The following is a 20,710-nucleotide window of genomic DNA, read 5'->3' on the forward strand; positions in this document are numbered from 1 at the left end:
ATCTATAAGAAGCTAAATATCTGTATATAACATGGCATCAAACAAAAAATACTGGCAAAGTGTTGAAGAGCTCAATGAAAACAGCTCTATTGTTGAGACGCTAAGAAACAATGAGTTTGTTGAGGAGATCCCTACTGATGAGTTCCTTGGTAATAAAGAGGCGCTCGAAACTTCATCAACAAGCCGTCGTGACTTTTTGAAATATGTTGGGTTTACCACTGCTGCTGCATCGCTTGCGGCATGTGAGGGCCCGGTTATCAAATCAATCCCTTATGTAGTCCAGCCGGAAGAAATCATCCCGGGCGTTGCCGATTATTACGCAACAACAATCGCTGATGGTTTCGATTTCGCAAACATACTGATCAAAACCCGTGAGGGCCGTCCTATAAAAGTAGAGAATAATACGCTTCCGGGTGCTAAATTTACTGCCAACGGAAGGGTGTATGCTTCGGTGCTTTCGCTTTATGACAGCATGAGGCTGAAAGAACCGATGATTGCTGAAAAGCCTGCTACATGGGAAGCGGTTGATGCCAAAGTTAAAGAAGCGCTTTCGCAGGCAGCTGCGGGCGGCGGGCAGGTAGTGGTGCTTACAGGTACTACGGCCAGTCCTTCTACAGATAAGCTTATTGCTGAGTTCGGTGCCAAATACCCGGGCTTTAAGCACGTTGTTTACGATGCTGTATCTTCTTCTGAAGCGCTTGATGCCTTCCAGATGGTGTATGGTGAGAGGGCGCTTGCGGACTATGATTTCGCAAACGCTGATGTTATCGTTTCTGTGGGTGCCGATTTCCTTGGTGACTGGCAGGGTGGTAACTACGATGGCGGTTATACAAAAAGCCGCATCCCTTCAAAAGGTAAAATGTCAAGGCATATCCAGATCGAGGCGAATATGTCTCTGGCTGGTGCTAACGCCGACAAGCGTATCCCGCTTACGGTTACTGAGCAGAAATACGCCCTTGTTAAAATATACAATGCCGTTACAGGTGCTAATGTAAGTGTGCCTGCCATCGGTAATGCTGCTTACGAAAAAGCAGTTAACGCTGCTGCTGCTGAGCTTAAGGCTAAAGGTTCAAGAGGTGTTTTCGTAACAGGCCTTGATGATGTTAACGCGCAGCTTCTTGCCATAGCTATCAATAATGCGCTGGCATCGGAAGCTTTCAGGCCCGGTGCTGCCCGCCTTACCCGTAAGGGTGATGCCAAAGCGGTTGCCCAGCTTGTAAACGATATGAAGGCAGGTAAGGTGCACACGCTTATCATGAGCAATGTAAACCCTGTGTACACGCTGCCTAACAGCGCTGACTTTGTTGAGGGGCTTAAAAAAGTAAAACTTTCGGTTGCATTTGCCCTTAAGGCTGATGAAACCGCTTCTAAATCAAATATTGCTGCTGCTGCACCTCATTACCTTGAATCATGGGGAGATGTAAGCATCGCAAAAGGCAACTACGCCATTACACAGCCTACCATCCGCCCGCTGTTCAAAACGAAACAGTTGCAGGATGCGCTATTGGCATGGTCGGGCAGTTCGCAGACTTTCTATGACTACGTGAGGGCTGCTGCCCCTGCATGGTCGGCCGGTAAGTCATGGAACCAGCTTGTGCATGATGGCCTTGCTGTTACCGAAGTTCCGGCAGCTGCTGCAGGTGCAGGCGCTGACTACAATGGTGCGGCATCGAAACTTTCTGCTGCCAAAAAAGGAAGCGGCCTTGAACTTGTACTTTACACTAAAACCGGTATGGGCGATGGCCAACAGGCCAATAACCCATGGCTTCAGGAGTTCCCGGACCCTATTACAAGGGTATCGTGGGATAACTATATCACAGTTTCCAAAGCGGATGCCGAAGCGCTTGGCCTTGAAAACTGGAACGTAGCCAACGGCGGCTTGAACGGTAGCGTTGTTACCGTGAAACTTGGCAACAAAGAGCTTAAGGATGTGCCGGTAATCATCCAGCCGGGCCAGGCTAAAGGATCTGTGGGTCTGTCCCTCGGATACGGCCGCCAGGCAGCAATGCAAAAAGAAATGCAGGTAGGCGTAAACGCTTACACACTATATAATAACTTCAGCTCTTTCCAGAATGTAACTTTGGAGAAGCAGGGCGGCGAGCATGAGTTTGCCTGCGTACAGCTTCAGAAGACACTGATGGGTAGGGGCGACATCGTTAAGGAAACTACCCTTAAGGATTTCAATGCCAAAGATGCTTCAGAGTGGAACATCATGCCGGTGGTATCCTTCAACCACGAAGAGGTTCCTGCTGCGTCAATCGACCTTTGGGAATCATTCGACAGGACTACGGGCCACCACTTTAACCTTTCTATCGACCTTAATGCCTGTACAGGCTGTGGCGCTTGCGTTATCGCATGTCACGCTGAGAACAACGTACCGGTAGTAGGGAAGTCGGAAATCAGGAGGAGCCGCGATATGCACTGGCTGCGTATCGACAGGTACTACTCGCACGAAGAGACTTTCGCGGGCGACGTTACGCTTAAGGAAGGTACTTCAGGTTTGTTCGATTCGGTTTCTACATTCAACGCAATGGAAGACCCTGCGGAAAACCCGCAAGTTGTATTCCAGCCGGTAATGTGCCAGCACTGTAACCACGCTCCTTGTGAGACCGTATGTCCGGTAGCTGCAACATCGCACGGACGCCAGGGGCAGAACCACATGGCTTACAACCGTTGTGTGGGTACGCGTTACTGCGCTAACAACTGTCCGTACAAAGTGCGCCGTTTCAACTGGTTCCTTTATAACAAGAATAACGAGTTCGACTACCATATGAACAATGACCTTGGCCGTATGGTGCTTAACCCTGATGTGAACGTTCGTTCAAGGGGTGTTATGGAGAAATGTTCTTTCTGTATCCAGATGACTCAGGCCACCATCCTTAAAGCTAAGAGGGAGGGCCGTCCGGTTGATAAGAATGAATTCTACACGGCTTGTTCTGAAGCGTGCGGTACCGGGGCAATGGTATTCGGCGACGTGAACAACCAGGAAGACCCGATCGTGGCGCTTAAGGAAGGTGACAGGGCTTACCACCTTTTGAGCCAGATTGGCACCAAGCCAAATGTGTTCTACCATGTTAAAGTGAGGAATACATAGTTAGAAGAAATATTAATAAGAAACAAGATAAAGGATTATGTCGTCTCATTACGAAGCACCCATTAGAAAACCTTTAATTATAGGTGACAAAAATTATCACGATGTAACAGTTGATGTTGCAAGGCCGGTGGAAGGCAGGGCCAACAAGCAATGGTGGATTGCATTCTCCATTGCGCTTGCCGCTTTCCTTTGGGGTGTTGGTTGCGTTGCTTATACAGTTGGAACCGGTATCGGTACATGGGGTTCAAATAAAACAATCGGCTGGGCCTGGGACATCACCAACTTCGTTTGGTGGGTAGGTATCGGCCACGCCGGAACGCTTATCTCGGCGGTACTTCTTTTGTTCCGTCAAAAGTGGAGGATGGCGATCAACCGTTCTGCGGAAGCGATGACCATCTTCTCGGTAATCCAGGCTGCAATGTTCCCGGTATTCCACATGGGCCGTCCGTGGTTAGCATACTGGGTGATGCCAATCCCGAACCAGTTCGGTTCGCTTTGGGTTAACTTCAACTCGCCGCTTCTTTGGGACGTATTTGCGATCTCTACCTACCTTTCGGTATCATTGGTTTTCTGGTGGACAGGACTTCTTCCTGACTTTGCGATGCTTCGCGACAGGGCCATTACACCTTTTACAAAAAGAGTTTATTCAATTGTAAGTTTCGGATGGAGCGGCCGTGCTAAAGACTGGCAGCGCTTTGAGGAAGTATCACTGGTACTTGCCGGACTTGCAACACCACTTGTACTTTCTGTACACACCATTGTATCCTTTGACTTTGCCACGTCGGTAATCCCGGGCTGGCACACCACGATCCTTCCTCCATACTTCGTTGCGGGTGCGATCTTCTCCGGATTCGCGATGGTAAACACCCTCCTTATCATCATGAGGAAGGTATCCAACCTTGAAGCATACATCACCATCCAGCATATCGAGCTGATGAACATCATCATCATGATCACGGGTTCGATAGTAGGTATCGCTTACATCACCGAACTTTTTGTGGCCTGGTACTCGGGAGTTGAATATGAGCAGTATGCCTTCCTTAACAGGGCTACAGGTCCTTACTGGTGGTCATACGCGCTGATGATGACGTGCAACGTGATTTCTCCGCAGGTAATGTGGTTCAAAAAGATCAGGACGAGCATCTATGTATCATTCGTAATTTCTATCGTGGTAAACATCGGTATGTGGTTCGAGCGTTTCGTAATCATCGTTACATCGCTGCACAGGGACTACCTTCCGTCATCATGGACGATGTTCCAACCAACATTCGTTGATGCGGGCTTCTTCATCGGTACCATAGGCTTCTTCTTCGTATTGTTCCTTCTTTACTCAAGGAGCTTCCCTGTAATCGCACAGGCAGAGGTGAAGTCGATCATGAAGACATCGAGCGAAACTTACAAAAAGAAATGGGCTTCAGAAGGCCACGGACACGACAATCATTCACATTCAGAAAATAACCATCACTAAGAACCATGAGTAATAAAGTTATACATGTATTGTACAATGATGATGATATCCTGATGGATGCAGTAAAGAAGACACGCGCTGCGCATCATCACATTGAAGAGATCTATACGCCTTTCCCGGTTCACGGGCTTGACAAGGCCATGGGCCTGGCACCTACAAGGTTAGCTATATGCGCATTCTTATATGGTTTGGTTGGGCTTTCGGTAGCTACATCCATGATGTGGTTCATCATGATCCAGGACTGGCCTCAGGATATTGGCGGTAAGCCAAGCTTCAGCTACATCCAGAATATGCCGGCATTTGTACCGGTAATGTTTGAGATGACGGTATTCTTCGCGGCCCACTTGATGGTGATTACCTTCTACATGAGGAGTAAATTATGGCCTTTTAAAGATGCGGAAAACCCGGATGTAAGGACTACTGATGACCACTTCCTTATGGAGGTTGCCGTTCACGGCGATGTAGACCAGATGGTTTCTTTTTTTGAGGGAACGCATGCTGTGGAAGTGAAAGTAATAGAAAAGCATTAAGAGAAAGTATGAAAGCGATATATAAAATAGCATTACTTGCAGTAGCATCGGCATCGCTTACTGCCTGCTTTGACAAATCGGCACCCAACTACCAGTACATGCCGAACATGTATGAAGCTGTACCTTACGAAACCTATTCGGAGCATGCAGTATTTCCTAACGGGAAAGAGGGCCAGATGCCTGCCAAAGGTTCTATACCGAGGGGATTTGTACCTTATGAGATACCTAATACAACAGAAGGATATGAGGCTTCCAAAGCTAACCCTTCACCGCTTGATTCTGTAGGCTTTGATGCGCCAAGGGCAGAGCAGCTATTCACGATATACTGCGCCATTTGCCATGGTGACAAAGGTGACGGAAAAGGAAATCTTCCTAAAAGGGAAAAATTCCTGGGCGTACCTAGCTATAAAGACAGGGTTATCACAGAAGGAAGCGTATTCCACGTAGAGACGTACGGACTTAACGCCATGGGATCGCACGCCAACCAGCTTACGCAGGAAGAGCGTTGGCAGGTGGCCCGCCACGTGATGAACCTTAAGAGCCAATTATAATTGTAGAACACTGAAAGCATAAAGTATGTACACATTTTCAAGTAGATTAAAAACTTTTGCATTTGTCCTGATGGTACTGGGTATCCTGGGGATAGGCTATAGTTTTTTCACTGCACCAAAGACAATTGAAGACGTAGAGAAAATTGTTGCGGAAGAGCAAGCCCACGGCCACCATGGTGATGCCCACGCCGCTCCTGCGCACGATGCCCACGGTTCTGCAAAAGAAGAGCACAACGCAGAAGCACACGCTGCACCGGCCGAAAAACCTGCCGATACTGCACACGCTGTTGCTGTTGACTCTGCACATAAAACAACAGATTCTGTTCACGCAGAGGCTGTAGTTGCTGCCGGCCACGAAGGACATGATCACGATGCTCATGAAGGCCACGAAGCACACGCTGAAGCTGCACACGGCCATGACGATGCGCATGCCGCACATGATGAGCACCACAAACACATGGAGCACATGCTGCACCAGTTACAGAACAAACCATGGTCGGCTGTATATGTTGCCGCGCTGTTCTGCATGCTGATCTCGCTTGGCGCGCTTGCATTCTATGCCATACAAAACGCCGCTTCGGCAGGCTGGTCACCGGTATTGTTCAGGGTTATGGAAGCTATTTCGGCTTACCTTGTACCGGGTGCCATCATCGTATACGTACTTTTAGTATTGGGAGCGCTTGACATGCACCACATCTTCATCTGGATGGATGAGAAAGTTGTAGCTCATGACCACCTTATACAAGCTAAATCAGGATACCTGAATAAAACATTCTTCCTTATCAGGGCTGCCCTTTTCATGGGTGGATGGATATTGTACCGCCAGTATGCAAGGAAAAATTCCCTTGCCCAGGATGAGTCGAACGACAACAGCTACTACAAGAAAAACTTCAAGGCATCTGCCGGGTTCCTTGTATTCTTCATCGTAACCGAATCAATCATGTCCTGGGACTGGATCATGTCGGTTGACCCGCACTGGTACAGCACCCTGTTCGGATGGTATGTGTTTGCGAGCTTCTTCGTAAGCGGCATCACTACTATCGCCATGATCACGCTTTACCTTAAGTCAAAAGGTTACCTTGAATATGTAAATACAAGCCACATCCATGACCTTGCCAAGTTCATGTTCGGTATCAGCGTATTCTGGACATACCTTTGGTTCTCACAGTTCATGCTGATATGGTATGCCGACATACCGGAAGAGGTTACCTACTTTAAAACACGTATCGAGGATTACAACCTTCCGTTCTTCGGGATGGTAGCCATGAACTTTGTGTTCCCTGTGCTTATCCTTATCAATACCGATTTCAAACGCCTTTCATGGATCGTTGTTACCGCAGGTACTGTAATCCTTGCAGGCCACTATATTGACTTCTTCAACATGATCATGCCGGCTACCGTAGGCAACCAGTGGTTCATCGGTGCAGGCGAGATAGGTGCGATACTGTTCTTTATGGGCTTGTTCATATTCGTGGTGTTCACTGCGCTTACCAAGGCTCCGCTATTGGCAAAACGCAACCCGCTCATTGAGGAAAGCAAGCATTTTCATTATTAATATTTAAAGAAATAAACAGATGACTAGTTTATTGGTAATTATAGTTTTAGTTTTATTAGGCATTGCAATATGGCAGTTAACTAAAATATTTCAACTTACCCAGATCGGAGCGGCGAAGGCGTATGAGGACGGAATGTCTGAAGTAGCCACCGATAAGGATAATAATGTAAATGGCTACCTGATGTTTGCCTTTGTAGGCTTCATCTACATCGTAACGATTTTCTCATTGTGGAAATACGGCCACCTGGTATTGGGAACTCCTGCTTCTGAGCACGGCCCGCAGTACGATAACCTTATGGCTATCTCAATGGCGCTTATCTTCTTCGTACAGACGATAACGCAGTTCCTGTTGCACTACTTTGCCTTCAAATACAGGGGCAAGCAGGGTAAGACGGCGTTTTACTATGCCGATAACGACAAGCTGGAGTTCATCTGGACGATTATTCCGGTGATTGTTCTTGCAGGGCTTATCCTTTACGGGCTATATGCATGGACAAACATCATGTTCATCGATAAGGAAAAAGAAGATACAATTTTTGTAGAAGTATATGCCAAACAGTTCAGCTGGGAGGTTCGCTACGCCGGTAAAGACGGTATGCTTGGTAAAGCCAACGTACGCTACATCGAGGGTGTAAACACTACGGGTGTCGATATGTCTGACCCTAAATCATTCGACGACATCATGTCTACCGAGCTGCACCTTCCCAAAGGTAAGCAGGTGGTGTTCTACTTCCGTTCTCAGGATGTACTTCACTCAGCCTATATGCCGCACTTCCGCGCTCAAATGAACGTAGTGCCGGGTATGGTTACAGAGTTTGCCTTTGTGCCAACCATGACTACCGACGAAATGCGCCAGGATCCTGCCATTATGAATAAGGTAGCCAATATCAACGCGATCAGGTCTAAGAAAAGTGCCGAACTTGTTGCCGATGGTAAACCGGCACTTGACCCATACACTTTTGACTACCTGTTGCTGTGTAACAAAATATGCGGACAGTCGCACTACAACATGCAGATGAAAGTTGTGGTAGAGGACGAAGCCGACTTCAACAAATGGCTTGAAGGCAAAGAGTCGCTTGGTGTAGCTGTAAACAAATCTAAAGAGGATGCAGCTAAAGGTCAGGATACCAACGATACAAGGGGTGAAGGCGAAGCGCCTGCGGGAGAGAATGCTACACCATCACCAACAGATACTGTTGCAGTTATGCCCAAAGCAGTAGCACAGGTAACAAAAAAATAATTCTTTTTTAATATATTCAAATTAAAGAAATATGTCAGCAGAAGGACACGAAATACACGGCCACGACAATCACGGTCACCACGATGAGCACCACCACCACAAAGATACCTTCATAACGAAGTACATCTTTAGCATCGACCATAAGATGATTGCCAAGCAGTACCTTATCACTGGTATACTGATGGGAATCCTTGGTGTGGGTATGTCACTTTTATTCCGTATGCAGATCGCATGGCCGGAAGAATCGTTCAAGGTATTCGATATTTTCCTTGGCGAAAAATTTGCTCCGGGAGGCGTAATGCGCAACGATATCTACCTTGCGCTTGTAACCATACACGGAACCATCATGGTATTCTTTGTACTGACTGCAGGTTTGAGCGGTACATTCAGTAACCTCCTCATTCCGTTACAGATTGGTGCGCGCGATATGGCCTCTGGCTTCATGAACATGATCTCATACTGGCTGTTCTTCATTTCGACTATCGTAATGGTAATGTCATTGTTTGTTGAGGCGGGTCCCGCTTCAGCGGGATGGACGATCTATCCGCCGCTGAGCGCACTGCCGCAGGCTATACCGGGTTCAGGTGCCGGTATGACGCTTTGGCTGGTTTCGATGGCAATATTCATTGCATCGTCGCTAATGGGGTCGCTTAACTATGTGGTAACCGTTATCAACCTTCGTACAAAAGGTATGTCGATGACAAGGCTTCCACTTACTATTTGGGCGTTCTTCATCACTGCTGTAATCGGTATCATCTCATTCCCGGTACTTTTCTCAGCAGCGTTACTGCTAATATTCGACAGGAGCTTCGGTACATCCTTCTTCCTTTCCGATATCTTCATTGCCGGCGAGGTACTGCACTACCAGGGCGGTTCCCCGGTATTGTTTGAGCACCTTTTCTGGTTCCTTGGCCACCCTGAAGTGTACATCGTACTGCTTCCTGCCCTTGGTATCACATCTGAAATCATTGCGACCAACTCACGCAAGCCGATTTTCGGTTACCGTGCGATGATCGCCTCCATACTTGCCATCGCGTTCCTTTCAACTATCGTTTGGGGCCACCACATGTTCATCTCGGGTATGAACCCGTTCCTGGGCTCGGTGTTTACCTTCACAACGCTATTGATCGCGATACCGTCGGCAGTAAAAGCATTCAACTACATCACGACCCTTTGGAGGGGTAACCTGCAGCTTAACCCTGCTATGCTATTCTCCATCGGCCTTGTATCTACGTTCATCACAGGTGGTCTTACAGGTATCATCCTGGGTGACAGTACGCTGGATATCAACGTGCACGATACGTACTTCGTGGTAGCCCACTTCCACCTTGTAATGGGTATCTCTGCACTCTACGGCTTCTTTGCCGGTGTGTACCACTGGTTCCCTAAGATGTTCGGAAGGATGATGAACAAAAACCTTGGCTACATCCACTTTTGGGTAACGGCAGTATGTGCTTACGGCGTATTCTTCCCGATGCACTTTGTAGGTATGGCCGGCCTTCCGAGGCGTTACTATACCAACTCGGCGTTCCCGTTGTTCGATGACCTTGCGGACGTAAACGTACTGATCACCATGTTCGCCATTATAGGTGCCGCATTTCAGTTGGTGTTCCTTTGGAACTTCTTCTACAGCATCTTCCGTGGCAAGCGTGCACCGCAAAACCCATGGAGGTCGAACACCCTTGAGTGGACTACCCCTGTAGAGCACATGCACGGCAACTGGCCGGGCGAAATCCCGGAAGTATACAGGTGGCCTTATGACTACAGCAAGCCGGGCCATGACGAAGACTTCGTTCCGCAAACCGTTCCGTACAAGGAGGGCGAGGAGCAGCTTCACCATTAGGATTCAATCTTACTCAATTATACAAGGCGGCAGGTTTTTACCTGCCGCTTTTTTTGTGTCTCGTTTTCATACACCGAGGGCGTTGCCAATGGCTAAGAGGTTTGCTCCTTTCAGGGTCACATAACCGTATGAGTGCAGCTCTTCCCCTCCCCTGGAGGGGTGCCCGGCGGGCGGGGTGGTTGAAACCTTGCATCGACGGCAGGAGGAATCCCTTCATGTTTCCGGTAACTTGAGATTTCTCACTCCGCAGGCTTCGTTCGAAATGGAAGTGAGTGTTTCATGAGGTTTCGGTGTTCCATTCCGACGGCAGGAGGAATCTCTATTTTATGGATGTTAATTGAGATTTCTCACTCCGCAGGCTGCGTTCGAAATGGAAGAACGTGTTTCATTGGGCACGTTCTTCCCCCTCCCCGGTGGGCGGGGTTCAAAGCCCTCCAAAAAACCTCCTGCCACACCCTCTTCTAAACAAAACCCGCCACGACTTTCATCATGACGGGTTTTATTCAGGTTGCTAATTTTCCACTAATGAGGGATATTTACCCTTGGGGTTAGGAGGCTGGTTTTGGCTTTGTCAAATAATACACCGGAATCCCGGCCAGCATGATGGCAACACCCCAGCCGCAGGTTTCGGGCTTGTCCTTGAGCAACATGATGCAGAAGGCAGCTGCAAGGATGATGTACAATGCAGGGATCACAGGGTAGCCAAACGCTTTGTACGGCCTTTCGGCATCGGGCATTTTGCGTCTCAGGATAAAGATGCCGGCAATGGTCAGGATGTAGAAGATGACCACGATGATCATGACATAATCCAGCAGGTCGCCATACTGCCCGCTCAGGCACAGGGCGGAGGCCCAGATGCACTGGAACCACAATCCCCATCCCGGAACGCTGGCCTTGTTCAGGTCGGCCGCCTTTTTGAAGAACAGCCCGTCCTTCGCCATGGTATAGTACACCCTGGCCCCTGCCATGATGAGGCCGTTGTTGCACCCAAAGGTCGAAATCATGATCATGACGGCAATGATATACGTTCCGGTACTGCCAAAGATAGGCTGCGCCGCGGCTATAGCCACACGCTCCTGGTCGGCAAAGGCAATGCCTTCCAATGGCAATACAGCCAGGTACATGATGTTGGCGAGTATGTAAATCACGGTTACAATGAGCGTTCCGTAGAAGAGGCTCAGCCCCACATTGCGGTGCGGGTCTTTGATCTCGCCGGATATGAAGGTCACGCCGTTCCACGCATCGCTGGAAAACAGGGACCCTACCATCGATGCCGCAATGGCCGACATCAATACCCCGCCACCAATGGCTGTCCAGGTTTCCGACTCTTTGCTCCATTGCCGTGCCGTCCAGGCATCGGCCCAGTTGGCATCCCATATATCGGAATTAAAGGCCAGGGCAAAGCCAAAAACCACTAATCCTGCCAACGAAGCGATCTTGGTAATGGTAAATACGGTTTGGATGTACTTGCCGTTCTTCACCCCGCGGCTGTTGATGAAGGTAAGGATGATTATGGTCGCTATCGATACCAGCTGTGCGGCATTGAGCTTAAACCCGCCAATTTCATAGAGTATGTTCTCCGGCCCGAGGGGAGGGTACAGGTAGGCGGCAAACTTCCCGAAGGCCACACCCACCGCGGCAATGGTGCCGGTCTGGATGACGGCAAAAAAGCTCCATCCGTACAGGAACGCAATGAGCTTGTTGTAGGCTTCTTTCAGGTAAACATACTGTCCGCCCGCCTTGGGGAACATGGCGCTCAGCTCGCCATAGCTCACGGCGGCGATCATGGTCATAATGCCCGAAAGCACCCAAATGAGGATGAGCCAGCCCGCGCTGCCTACCTGCTGCACCATTCCGGCGCTAACGATGAAGATGCCCGACCCGATCATTGAGCCGACCACGAGCATGGTGCCGTCGAGCAGGCCGAGTTCGCGTTTTAAGTGTTTGTTGTCGTGTTCGTTTTCCATTTTGGTATTTGGTTTGGTGCCTAAAGATATTTAAAAAAGCTTTCGGTTAACGCAAATGCCCTATAATTGCTATTTTTACCACTATGCTACGAATGAAAACTATCCCTGCAATCTGCCTGCTGCTGTTTTGCCTTACTGCCGTGGGCCAGCAAAAAATAAAAGTGCACCTCATTGCCACCTACCATATGGGCGGCACGACCGATGCCCTGAAAGTCGACGGCACCAAAGACAATATCCTCGGCCCCGAACGCCAAAAGCAGCTCAGCGCCCTTTTGGACATCCTCCAAAAGAAAGACGTTGAGAAAATTTATGTAGAGAATACTCCCGACAAGCAAAAATTTTGGGACAGCATCTATACCGCTTACTACACCAAAAAACCGGTCACGCTCCGCAACGAGATTTTCCAGATAGGGGTGAAGCTTGCCCAGCGGCTCAACATCCGCGGCGGCGTAAAGTGCATCGACTGGGCGTATGACGGGAGCCGTAAGCCCGGCGACAGGCTCTTTGCCGAATATTCCGCAAAGATGAACCGCCTGTGCGATTCATTGCAAATTGGCACGAACGACTTCACGGTATATGATAACATCGTCCTGAAACAGCTCAGCGAGTTTAATGGCAACATACCGAAACAGGATTTGGTAACCGTTTTCCGCAACCTGAATTCAAAAGAGTACCTCAATAAGTTCTACTATGGGAACGTGAGCACTTACCTCGACAGGAATACGGAAGGTACGGGTGCGTTTTGGACACAATATAACATGATGCGCAACGTGAACATCTATTCCAACATCATGCGCGACATCCTCGCCGACAGGCCGCAGAGCGTGCTCGTGCTCTACGGTGCCGGCCATGTCAAGGCGTTGCGGGACTTGTTCGAAGCGCATCCGCTTATCGAGGTAGTCATGTTTGAAGATTATTTTAAGGAGTAATTTTTGGGCGTGCCGGCTCCGTTCCTGCGCCGTCGCGCTATCGCCTTTATCTGCCTTCGTTCCTGCGGCAGGATACCGGCTCTATCGCTCACGCGGACGGTACGCATCACAGGCCTTCGACTTTAAGACTTTAAGACTTTAAGACTTTCGACTATTGTACTTTAAGCTTCCTTTACCATCTTCCTAACCAAATTCCCGTTACCTTTACAAAAAACCACCTGCTATGAAAAATAATAATAAAGACGGTTTTAAAGTCAATGAGTCAGGCAGCCAGTTTGAGCTGCACGTCGATGGCCATGTCGCCTTCATCGAATACTACCGCGAAGGCGAAAAGCTGTTCCTTACCCATACCGAAGCGCCGGAAGCCCTGCGTGGTAAAGGTGCTGCAGCAAAACTGGTACAAATGACCCTGCAATGCGCCAAAGACAACGGCTTTACGGTAATGCCGCTGTGCTCGTATGTGGCAAAATACGTCAACGACCATCCTGAATGGGCTGATATCCTTTCTGAAGGATACAGGATGTAGTAGCCGCAATTTCGTTTATCTTTGCTGTATGAATGAAAATCTTGACCCGACCAACACCCGTTTTGACGCTGAGGAGCTCGACCTTGAAAAGAAATTAAGGCCGCTCTCCTTTGACGATTTTACCGGACAGGACCAGGTGCTCGAAAACCTGCAGGTATTCGTGCAGGCAGCCAACATGCGCGGCGAGGCGCTGGACCATACGCTGTTCCACGGCCCTCCGGGATTGGGGAAAACCACCCTTGCCAATATCCTGGCCAATGAGCTGGGAGTGGGCATCAAGATCACGTCCGGGCCGGTACTCGACAAGCCGGGCGACCTTGCAGGATTGCTGACCAACCTCGAGGAACGCGACATCCTTTTCATAGACGAGATACATCGCCTGAGTCCCATTGTGGAGGAGTACCTCTATTCTGCCATGGAGGACTTCAGGATCGACATCATGATCGAATCGGGGCCAAACGCCCGTTCGGTGCAAATCAGCCTTAACCCCTTTACATTGGTAGGCGCCACTACCCGCTCCGGATTGCTGACTGCCCCTATGCGCGCGCGTTTCGGGATTTCCAGCCGCCTGCAATACTACACCACCGAACTGCTCACAACCATCGTGCAGCGCAGTTCCATGATATTAAAAATGCCCATCACCATGGAAGCCGCCATCGAGATCGCGGGCCGTAGCCGGGGTACCCCGCGTATTGCCAATGCACTGCTTCGCAGGGTGCGCGACTTTGCCCAGATAAAAGGCAACGGAAAGATCGATATTGAAATCTCTAAATTCGCACTCAAAGCGCTGCATGTAGATGCCCACGGCCTTGACGAAATGGATAATCGCATACTCAACACCATCATCGACAAGTTCAAGGGAGGCCCTGTGGGATTGTCCACTTTGGCGACTGCCGTATCGGAAAGCGGGGAGACCATTGAAGAGGTATACGAGCCATTCCTCATCCAGGAAGGGTTTATCATCCGCACGCCAAGGGGACGCGAGGTAACGGATAAGGCGTACAGGCATTTGGGTAAATACAAGCTTGGGCCGCAGGGTGGGTTGTTTGATTAATTATTTCAGATTTCAGATTGTAGATTTCAGATTGAGCTGCAGTCGTAAAAAATATTATTTTAGTAAAAGAAGAAATAATCGGTTATGACATCTGAGGAATTAAAGAACAGGACAAAACATTATTCATTATCGATAATAAATCTTGTAGAAAAGCTTCCTATTACCGCGGCTTCAAAAATTGTGGCCTATCAGATTGCAAAAAGCGGGACTTCTGTAGGAGCAAATTATAGGGCTGTGTGTCGTGCGAGAAGTGATAAAGAATTCATTGCAAAGATGGAAATTGTGCTTGAAGAAGCTGATGAAACTTTGTTTTGGCTGGAAATAATAAAGGAAAAGAACTGGATTGAAAAGGCTACTGTCGATTCTGTCTGGAAAGAAGGAAACGAACTTACGGCGATTTTCGTAAGTTCGTTAAAAACGGTAAAATCGAAAATATGAAAAACACCGTCCTCAATCTGAAATCTACAATCTGAAATCTGAAATCAAATACTCCGAATTCATAAAATCTGAAGCCAAACGCCTCGGTTTCATTTCGTGCGGAATTTCAAAAGCCGGTTTTTTAGAGGAGGAAGCTCCACGCCTCGAAAAATGGCTCAATGATGGCCGCCACGGCCAGATGCAGTATATGGAGAACTACTTCGACAAGCGCCTTGACCCAACCCTGCTCGTGGATGGCGCGAAAAGTGTGATATCGCTGCTGCTAAATTATTATCCCTCGGAAAAACAAACCGACGATACCTATAAAATTTCCAAGTACGCCTACGGGCAGGATTACCACTTTGTCATTAAGGAAAAGCTGAAGGAATTGCTGCACTCCATACAGTCGAATATCGGGGAAGTAGGGGGGAGGGCTTTTGTAGATTCTGCTCCGGTGCTCGACAAAGCCTGGGCGGCCAAAAGCGGCCTGGGGTGGATCGGGAAGAACAGCAACCTGCTCAGCAAACAGGTAGGTTCGTTCTTTTTCATTGCCGAACTGATTGTCGACATCGAACTGGACTACGACCATGCGGTCACCGACCATTGCGGAAGCTGTACCGCCTGCCTGGATGCCTGTCCAACCCAAGCGATTATTCAGCCCTATGTGGTAGACGGGAGCAAATGCATATCATACTTTACTATTGAATTGAAGGACAACCTGCCATCGGAAATGAAGGGCAAGTTTGATGACTGGGCTTTCGGGTGCGATGTGTGCCAGGACGTATGCCCGTGGAACCGCTTTTCCAAGCCGCACTCCGAACCGCTATTCAACCCGCATCCCGAACTGTTGTCCATGACCAAAAAGGACTGGGAGGAAATCACTGAAGATACCTTCAGGGCTGTATTTAAAAATTCCGCCGTAAAGCGCACCAAATACGATGGCCTCAGGCGAAATATTGAGTTTTTGAAGTAGTACCCAGTCTCAGTTTTCAGTCTCAGTCAGGAGACTCACTGAAAACTGCGACTGTGACTGAAAAACTTACAACGCTTCCCCTATCTTTTCAATCTGGTGGTTGTGCCTCATGGTGTGATAAACCACAAAGTGCACCATTTCGAGCTTTGTATTGCCTTCAAACGGATGGCCCTGGGGCAATGGAGCAACCTGGGTAAGGTCGGCTTGTTTGGCGGCTGGGATCATCTTATCCTTTACTTCGCGCAAAGAGGCAATGAGTTCGTCCTTATCATACTCCTTTTCTTCTGGCATGATAAAGTCGGGCGATTTCATTTTGGTATCAAAATCAAGGAAAAGGTTTTTAAGCTCAGCAGCCTTTTCTTCCGGGTTTCGGTCCACAGGCCCGGTAGGGGCAAGGAGCAGCCCGTCCATGCCGTTTTGCGATTTGAACAAATGCCTGCCCACCTGTGCGGCGGTCCAGCTTCCCTCAAAGGGAACGGTATTCAGGTCTTTCTCATTGAAAGAACCAAGCAGCGTGATGGTCTTACCCAATGCTGTTTCCAGTTGGGAAATGATTTCGTTATGCATAACTGTCGTTTTTTGATTGATTTTTAGTAGTATCCAGTCACAGTCACAGTTTTCAGTGAGCCTCGTGACATAGACTGCGACTGAAAACTGCGACTGAAGACTATTTGCTGTAATCCTGCGTGCTGAAGCTTATCATCCACTGGATGCCGAACTTGTCTAAAAAGCTCCCGAAGTAATCGCCCCAAAACATGTCGTCCATGGGCATGGTCACTTTTCCGCCTTCCGAAAGGCCGTTGAAAATACGGTCGGCTTCCTCGCGGCTGTCCATACTCACGCAAAGCGATACGCCGGTGCCGTGTACTGCCTGCTCCATAGATTTGGGTACATCGGTGCCCATGATAACACTGCTGCCGACAGGCAATGCAATGTGCATGATGCCTTTACGCTCCTCAGCAGGGATATCCTCGCAGCCGGGTGTGTCTTCAAACCGCATTACTGCGGCAAACTCGCCACCGATAACCGACTTGTAAAAATTGAATGCTTCCTCGGTATTGCCGTTGAAGTTCAGGTACGGATTAATGAATTTCATAGTCTTTTTATTTATGGTTTATTGTTTGTTCTCTATTATCTGCTTCAGGTTATTAAGGCTGATCCCTAAATCCTTCGTCAAAGTGCCTTTCATCATAGTGGTCATAAGGTTGAAAGGATAGTTTATCTTACCTGTAAATCCCCAGGTAACCCTCGTGCTGTGCGCGCTCGCTGCCTCGGTAGCCATGTAGGTGTGGCCAATTGCCCTGAAGGGCCTTTCAAACCGGATTTCGGTTGTAGTGCGCTCGCCCTCTGCCAGGCCTGTTATTTCCTGTTCGCCCGCGCCCGCCTGCTTGTTGCCGTTCCAGGCATAGATGAAGCCTACCGTGCCATCTGTTCCCGTGAAAGTCTTTTTCATATTCGGGTCGGTCATCACCCATTTGCTGTAATGATCCTGGTTTTTGACCATTTTTATATAGTCAAATACTTCCTGTTTTGGCGCATTGATGACAATTTCGTTCCTTACGCTGTATTCCTTTGGGACAAACAGCGCGATAATTATAATTGCAGTCTCCATGGTTACTGGCTTTCGAGGTTTTTCTTCAGGTTGGCAAGGCCTTTCTCCAGCCCGTCGCCCATCATCCCATCCATCATCAGGTTCATGATGTTCATCGGGTAGCTGCTTGTGCCGGTCATGCCCCATTTCACTTTGGTTGCCCCATTGCCGGCTTCTTCGGTTGCCATATACGCAAACCCGACACCTTCCATAGGCCTTTCAAAACGGAGCTCCATGTCTATGCGGTTGCCCTCGTCAATTTTAGTGATTTCCTGCTCGCCGGCACCCACGTCGCTGTTCCCATCCCACGCATATATAAAGCCTACGGTTCCGTCAGTACCCGTAAAAGTTTGTTTTTTGTTCGGGTCCATCATGTTCCAGATACTGTAGTCATCCTGGTTTTTGATGTGCTTTATGTAGTCGAACACTTCCGCTTTCGGCTTGTTAATGACAATCTCACGCTCTATCGCGTAGTCTTTCTTGACGAATAATGCTATCAGCAGCAGCAGGATGATAATCCCTCCTATGGTAAATACTATCCCCTTTAAAATTTTCATGATATGTTTTTTTATCGTTTGTTTTATTTCAATGTAAGGTAAGGCAAGCCACCCCGGGGGAATCCGGGAGATAAGATCCTTTATGATTGAATGCTTATTCTAAAGACTTCTTTTTGAACAGCAGCGCATCCGCAGAATACTTGCCTGCGCCCAGGAAGAAGATGACTATAGCGAGTCCCATGTAAAGAAACGACAGCTCTTTAATCTGGAAAGGGTCGGCGGCATGCACTACAAAAAACGCCACAATCATAGTGATCAATACGGGAATCGTAGAGAGACGCGTCATGAAGCCCAACACAAGGAAGATGCCACATATGAACTCGCCAAATATTGCCAGCGATAGTGAAAGATCGTTGCCCAATCCGATAGGGTTGAATTCAGCTACATACTGGTCATAATTTGCCAGCTTTGGCCATCCGTGCATGATCATCAATCCGCCGACAAGAATTCGTAATAATAATGCCGCAAGGTTTTTGTCTAAAGCGTCCGGGCCTAAAAGTCGTTTCATGGTTTATTTGGTTTTAAGGTTTGCATAGTAAATGTAGCAAATTTTCTACAATTACATATACTTCATTGGCCCGTAGCCCAACAGCCTGCGCCACAGTGCAATCTGCCCGATGCAGTTGGCCTCGCGGTATATCGTGAACAGCACATAGTCATACAGCGGCATTTCCATGCCCGGCATTTTCAGGATGCTGTTTAGCTTTTCGGTTGTGGCATTCTGTAAGGCTTCTTTGGCAATTGGTGTTATTGTTTCCCATGAGGTTTTAAATTGTTCCAATGACGGATATGTAACACCGTCCTTTATGCCCTGGTTGTCTTTAAAAAGTTCGTCCGCAAGCTGTTCATGGCTGCTGTCCGTCAGTTCGTTTACCAATTCAAAGCGCTGCTGTACCAGGCTTCCGGCAAGCCATGCAACGTGGTTGGCCGGGGTCCCGAGCCGCTTGTGGGCATCAGCGTCAGAAATTCCGTCGAGCACATTGGTAAAGAATGTCGTTTGCCAGTCATACAGGTTAACCAATGATGTCACCCTGCTGTCTTTTGCTGTTTCCATAGTTTTTAATTGTTTGCATTACAAAGATATGGCGAAGTGCTATAGCGTACGGTGTGCTGAAAAGTCAACCAAAGGGGGTGTTTGAGACAAAAAGTTTTATATTTGTTTTATAACAATGGCTACCTGAAACTTATTAACTACATAGTTACATAGGATTCATAGGGGTCATTAGTTTCTTTCCAGGAATGATACAGCCCACATAGAAGAAGCGTAGCTTCTCGCTCTGTGTACCCGGTAAAACTTTTACACTCGGTTAATGCTATGTACCTATGTGGTTAAATATTAAATTAAGATGTAAACTATGCAAATAGGAATTCTTTTGACCAAAGGCCACCGCCTGCTCAGTGTGGCAGCACTGTTGGATGTATTGGAGACCGCCAACCGCTTTTATGTTGAAGAAGGCGAAACGGCGCCATTTACCATCGACCTGCTGCACCTGCCGGAGCATGAATGCATAACCTATCCGGGGCATAATGCCGTACAGGCTGATGCCGACAATTATTATGACCTGTTGCTGATACCCTCCTTCACGCACGACGGCGTAGGAGAAGCTATGCAGGCTAACCGGGGCTGGATCCCGTGGCTGCAAAACCAATACCGGGAAGGTGCGGCACTGGCCAGCTTTTGTACCGGGGCCTTCGTACTTGCCGCTACAGGGCTCCTCGACGGTAAGCCGGCTACCACACACATCAACGCCGAAGCTTCTTTTGCCAGATTGTTCCCTAACGTACTGCTGCAGGCCGAAGCCGTAGTAACTGAAAAAGACCGCATCTATACCAGTGGCGGGGCGACCAATACCTTTCACCTGCTGATGCTGTTGCTCGAAGTGTATTGCAGCCGCAAAGTTGCTGTGAAAGCTGCGAAAGTGTTTTCGATTGATTTGGACCGGAATCGCCAGACCTATTTCGGCACGTTCATGCCGTCCCAGGACCATGGTGACGACCTTGTAAAGCAGGCGCAGGAAGAGATAAAGAAGAAATTCAGTACCGCCAATACCATTGAGGAACTGATTATCGATGTGCCCGCCAGCCGCCGCAACCTGGTGCGCCGCTTTAAGCAGGTAACGGGCATCACACCCATAGAGTACCTGCAAAAAACCCGTATCGAGGCCGCCAAGCAGATGCTGGAACAGTCGCGGTACAGTATTCTGGAAGTAATGCTCGAATCGGGCTACAACGACCTCAAAACATTTCGGACATTGTTCAAAAAAACTGTGGGCATGACACCCAAGATGTACCGGGAGAAGTTTAGCGGGCAGATGGTTTAACGGATTTCAGATTGAGCTTCACCCGGATGTAAGTCTTTTGGAAGGAATGCGGTTTTCCATTTCGAACGGAGTTTACGGAGTGAGAAATCTCAAA

At 48.5% G+C, this 20,710-nt stretch carries 20 protein-coding genes; 13 read left to right on the forward strand and 7 right to left on the reverse strand.

What is annotated here, in order from left to right:
• The first annotated feature begins 31 nt into the window (after window positions 1-31).
• From OGH69_RS10685 to OGH69_RS10715, 7 genes are read left to right on the forward strand one after another with little or no spacing between them, the layout of a single operon-like run.
• Window positions 32-3,094, forward strand: a complete 3,063-nt coding sequence (locus OGH69_RS10685; RefSeq protein WP_265174457.1) for a TAT-variant-translocated molybdopterin oxidoreductase — start codon at window positions 32-34, stop codon at window positions 3,092-3,094.
• Between the two features lie 37 nt (window positions 3,095-3,131).
• Complete coding sequence (gene nrfD / locus OGH69_RS10690; protein WP_265174458.1) at window positions 3,132-4,562, forward strand: NrfD/PsrC family molybdoenzyme membrane anchor subunit; 1,431 nt, start codon at window positions 3,132-3,134, stop codon at window positions 4,560-4,562.
• 5 nt (window positions 4,563-4,567) lie between these two features.
• Window positions 4,568-5,092 carry a DUF3341 domain-containing protein gene (locus tag OGH69_RS10695; protein WP_265174459.1) on the forward strand — a complete coding sequence of 175 codons (525 nt, stop codon included), beginning with the start codon at window positions 4,568-4,570 and terminating at the stop codon, window positions 5,090-5,092.
• Window positions 5,093-5,100: 8 nt separating this feature from the next.
• Entirely contained in the window at window positions 5,101-5,643 is a 543-nt protein-coding gene (locus OGH69_RS10700; RefSeq protein ID WP_265174460.1) for a c-type cytochrome, read from the forward strand.
• 25 nt (window positions 5,644-5,668) lie between these two features.
• On the forward strand, window positions 5,669-7,198 hold the full coding sequence (locus tag OGH69_RS10705; protein WP_265174461.1) for an urease accessory protein UreE: 1,530 nt from the start codon (window positions 5,669-5,671) through the stop codon (window positions 7,196-7,198).
• 19 nt (window positions 7,199-7,217) lie between these two features.
• Entirely contained in the window at window positions 7,218-8,438 is a 1,221-nt protein-coding gene (locus tag OGH69_RS10710) for a cytochrome c oxidase subunit II (protein WP_265174462.1), read from the forward strand.
• A gap of 31 nt (window positions 8,439-8,469) precedes the next feature.
• Entirely contained in the window at window positions 8,470-10,281 is a 1,812-nt protein-coding gene (locus OGH69_RS10715; RefSeq protein WP_265174463.1) for a cytochrome c oxidase subunit I, read from the forward strand.
• Window positions 10,282-10,829: 548 nt separating this feature from the next.
• Here the strand turns inward: OGH69_RS10715 and OGH69_RS10720 are convergent.
• Window positions 10,830-12,248, reverse strand: a complete 1,419-nt coding sequence (locus OGH69_RS10720) for an APC family permease (protein WP_265174464.1) — start codon at window positions 12,246-12,248, stop codon at window positions 10,830-10,832.
• Window positions 12,249-12,340: 92 nt separating this feature from the next.
• Between OGH69_RS10720 and OGH69_RS10725 the strand changes: the two genes are divergently transcribed.
• The 5 genes from OGH69_RS10725 (at window position 12,341) to queG (ending at window position 16,147) form a co-directional block, all read left to right on the forward strand.
• The gene (locus OGH69_RS10725; RefSeq protein WP_265174465.1) at window positions 12,341-13,177 is read left to right on the forward strand and encodes a DUF5694 domain-containing protein; all 837 of its coding nucleotides are present in this window, start codon (window positions 12,341-12,343) and stop codon (window positions 13,175-13,177) included.
• A 223-nt stretch (window positions 13,178-13,400) separates the two neighbouring features.
• Window positions 13,401-13,703 (forward strand): GNAT family N-acetyltransferase, encoded by a 303-nt coding sequence (locus OGH69_RS10730; protein WP_265174466.1) that lies wholly within the window; start codon window positions 13,401-13,403, stop codon window positions 13,701-13,703.
• 28 nt (window positions 13,704-13,731) lie between these two features.
• A complete protein-coding gene (ruvB, locus tag OGH69_RS10735; RefSeq protein ID WP_265174467.1) occupies window positions 13,732-14,757 on the forward strand; it encodes a Holliday junction branch migration DNA helicase RuvB in 1,026 nt (341 codons plus the stop codon).
• 84 nt (window positions 14,758-14,841) lie between these two features.
• Window positions 14,842-15,195 carry a four helix bundle protein gene (locus OGH69_RS10740; protein ID WP_265174468.1) on the forward strand — a complete coding sequence of 118 codons (354 nt, stop codon included), beginning with the start codon at window positions 14,842-14,844 and terminating at the stop codon, window positions 15,193-15,195.
• 31 nt (window positions 15,196-15,226) lie between these two features.
• Window positions 15,227-16,147: a tRNA epoxyqueuosine(34) reductase QueG gene (gene queG, locus OGH69_RS10745; protein ID WP_265174486.1), complete on the forward strand. Its 921-nt coding sequence runs from the start codon at window positions 15,227-15,229 to the stop codon at window positions 16,145-16,147.
• A 66-nt stretch (window positions 16,148-16,213) separates the two neighbouring features.
• Here the strand turns inward: queG and OGH69_RS10750 are convergent, their stop codons facing one another.
• From OGH69_RS10750 to OGH69_RS10775, 6 genes are all read right to left on the reverse strand, one after another.
• Window positions 16,214-16,714, reverse strand: coding sequence for a DinB family protein (locus tag OGH69_RS10750; protein ID WP_265174469.1), 501 nt, complete (start codon window positions 16,712-16,714; stop codon window positions 16,214-16,216).
• 100 nt (window positions 16,715-16,814) lie between these two features.
• Window positions 16,815-17,243 carry a VOC family protein gene (locus tag OGH69_RS10755; protein ID WP_265174470.1) on the reverse strand — a complete coding sequence of 143 codons (429 nt, stop codon included), beginning with the start codon at window positions 17,241-17,243 and terminating at the stop codon, window positions 16,815-16,817.
• 18 nt (window positions 17,244-17,261) lie between these two features.
• Entirely contained in the window at window positions 17,262-17,759 is a 498-nt protein-coding gene (locus tag OGH69_RS10760; protein ID WP_265174471.1) for an SRPBCC family protein, read from the reverse strand.
• Window positions 17,760-17,761: 2 nt separating this feature from the next.
• Complete coding sequence (locus tag OGH69_RS10765) at window positions 17,762-18,295, reverse strand: SRPBCC family protein (RefSeq protein WP_265174472.1); 534 nt, start codon at window positions 18,293-18,295, stop codon at window positions 17,762-17,764.
• A gap of 94 nt (window positions 18,296-18,389) precedes the next feature.
• The gene (locus OGH69_RS10770) at window positions 18,390-18,803 is read right to left on the reverse strand and encodes a DoxX family protein (RefSeq protein ID WP_265174473.1); all 414 of its coding nucleotides are present in this window, start codon (window positions 18,801-18,803) and stop codon (window positions 18,390-18,392) included.
• 51 nt (window positions 18,804-18,854) lie between these two features.
• The gene (locus tag OGH69_RS10775; protein ID WP_265174474.1) at window positions 18,855-19,349 is read right to left on the reverse strand and encodes a hypothetical protein; all 495 of its coding nucleotides are present in this window, start codon (window positions 19,347-19,349) and stop codon (window positions 18,855-18,857) included.
• 301 nt (window positions 19,350-19,650) lie between these two features.
• Between OGH69_RS10775 and OGH69_RS10780 the strand changes: the two genes are divergently transcribed.
• Window positions 19,651-20,616: a GlxA family transcriptional regulator gene (locus OGH69_RS10780; protein WP_265174475.1), complete on the forward strand. Its 966-nt coding sequence runs from the start codon at window positions 19,651-19,653 to the stop codon at window positions 20,614-20,616.
• Window positions 20,617-20,710 lie beyond the last annotated feature (94 nt).

This window comes from Flavobacterium sp. MFBS3-15 (assembly GCF_026107645.2).
GTDB lineage: Bacteria > Bacteroidota > Bacteroidia > Flavobacteriales > Flavobacteriaceae > Flavobacterium.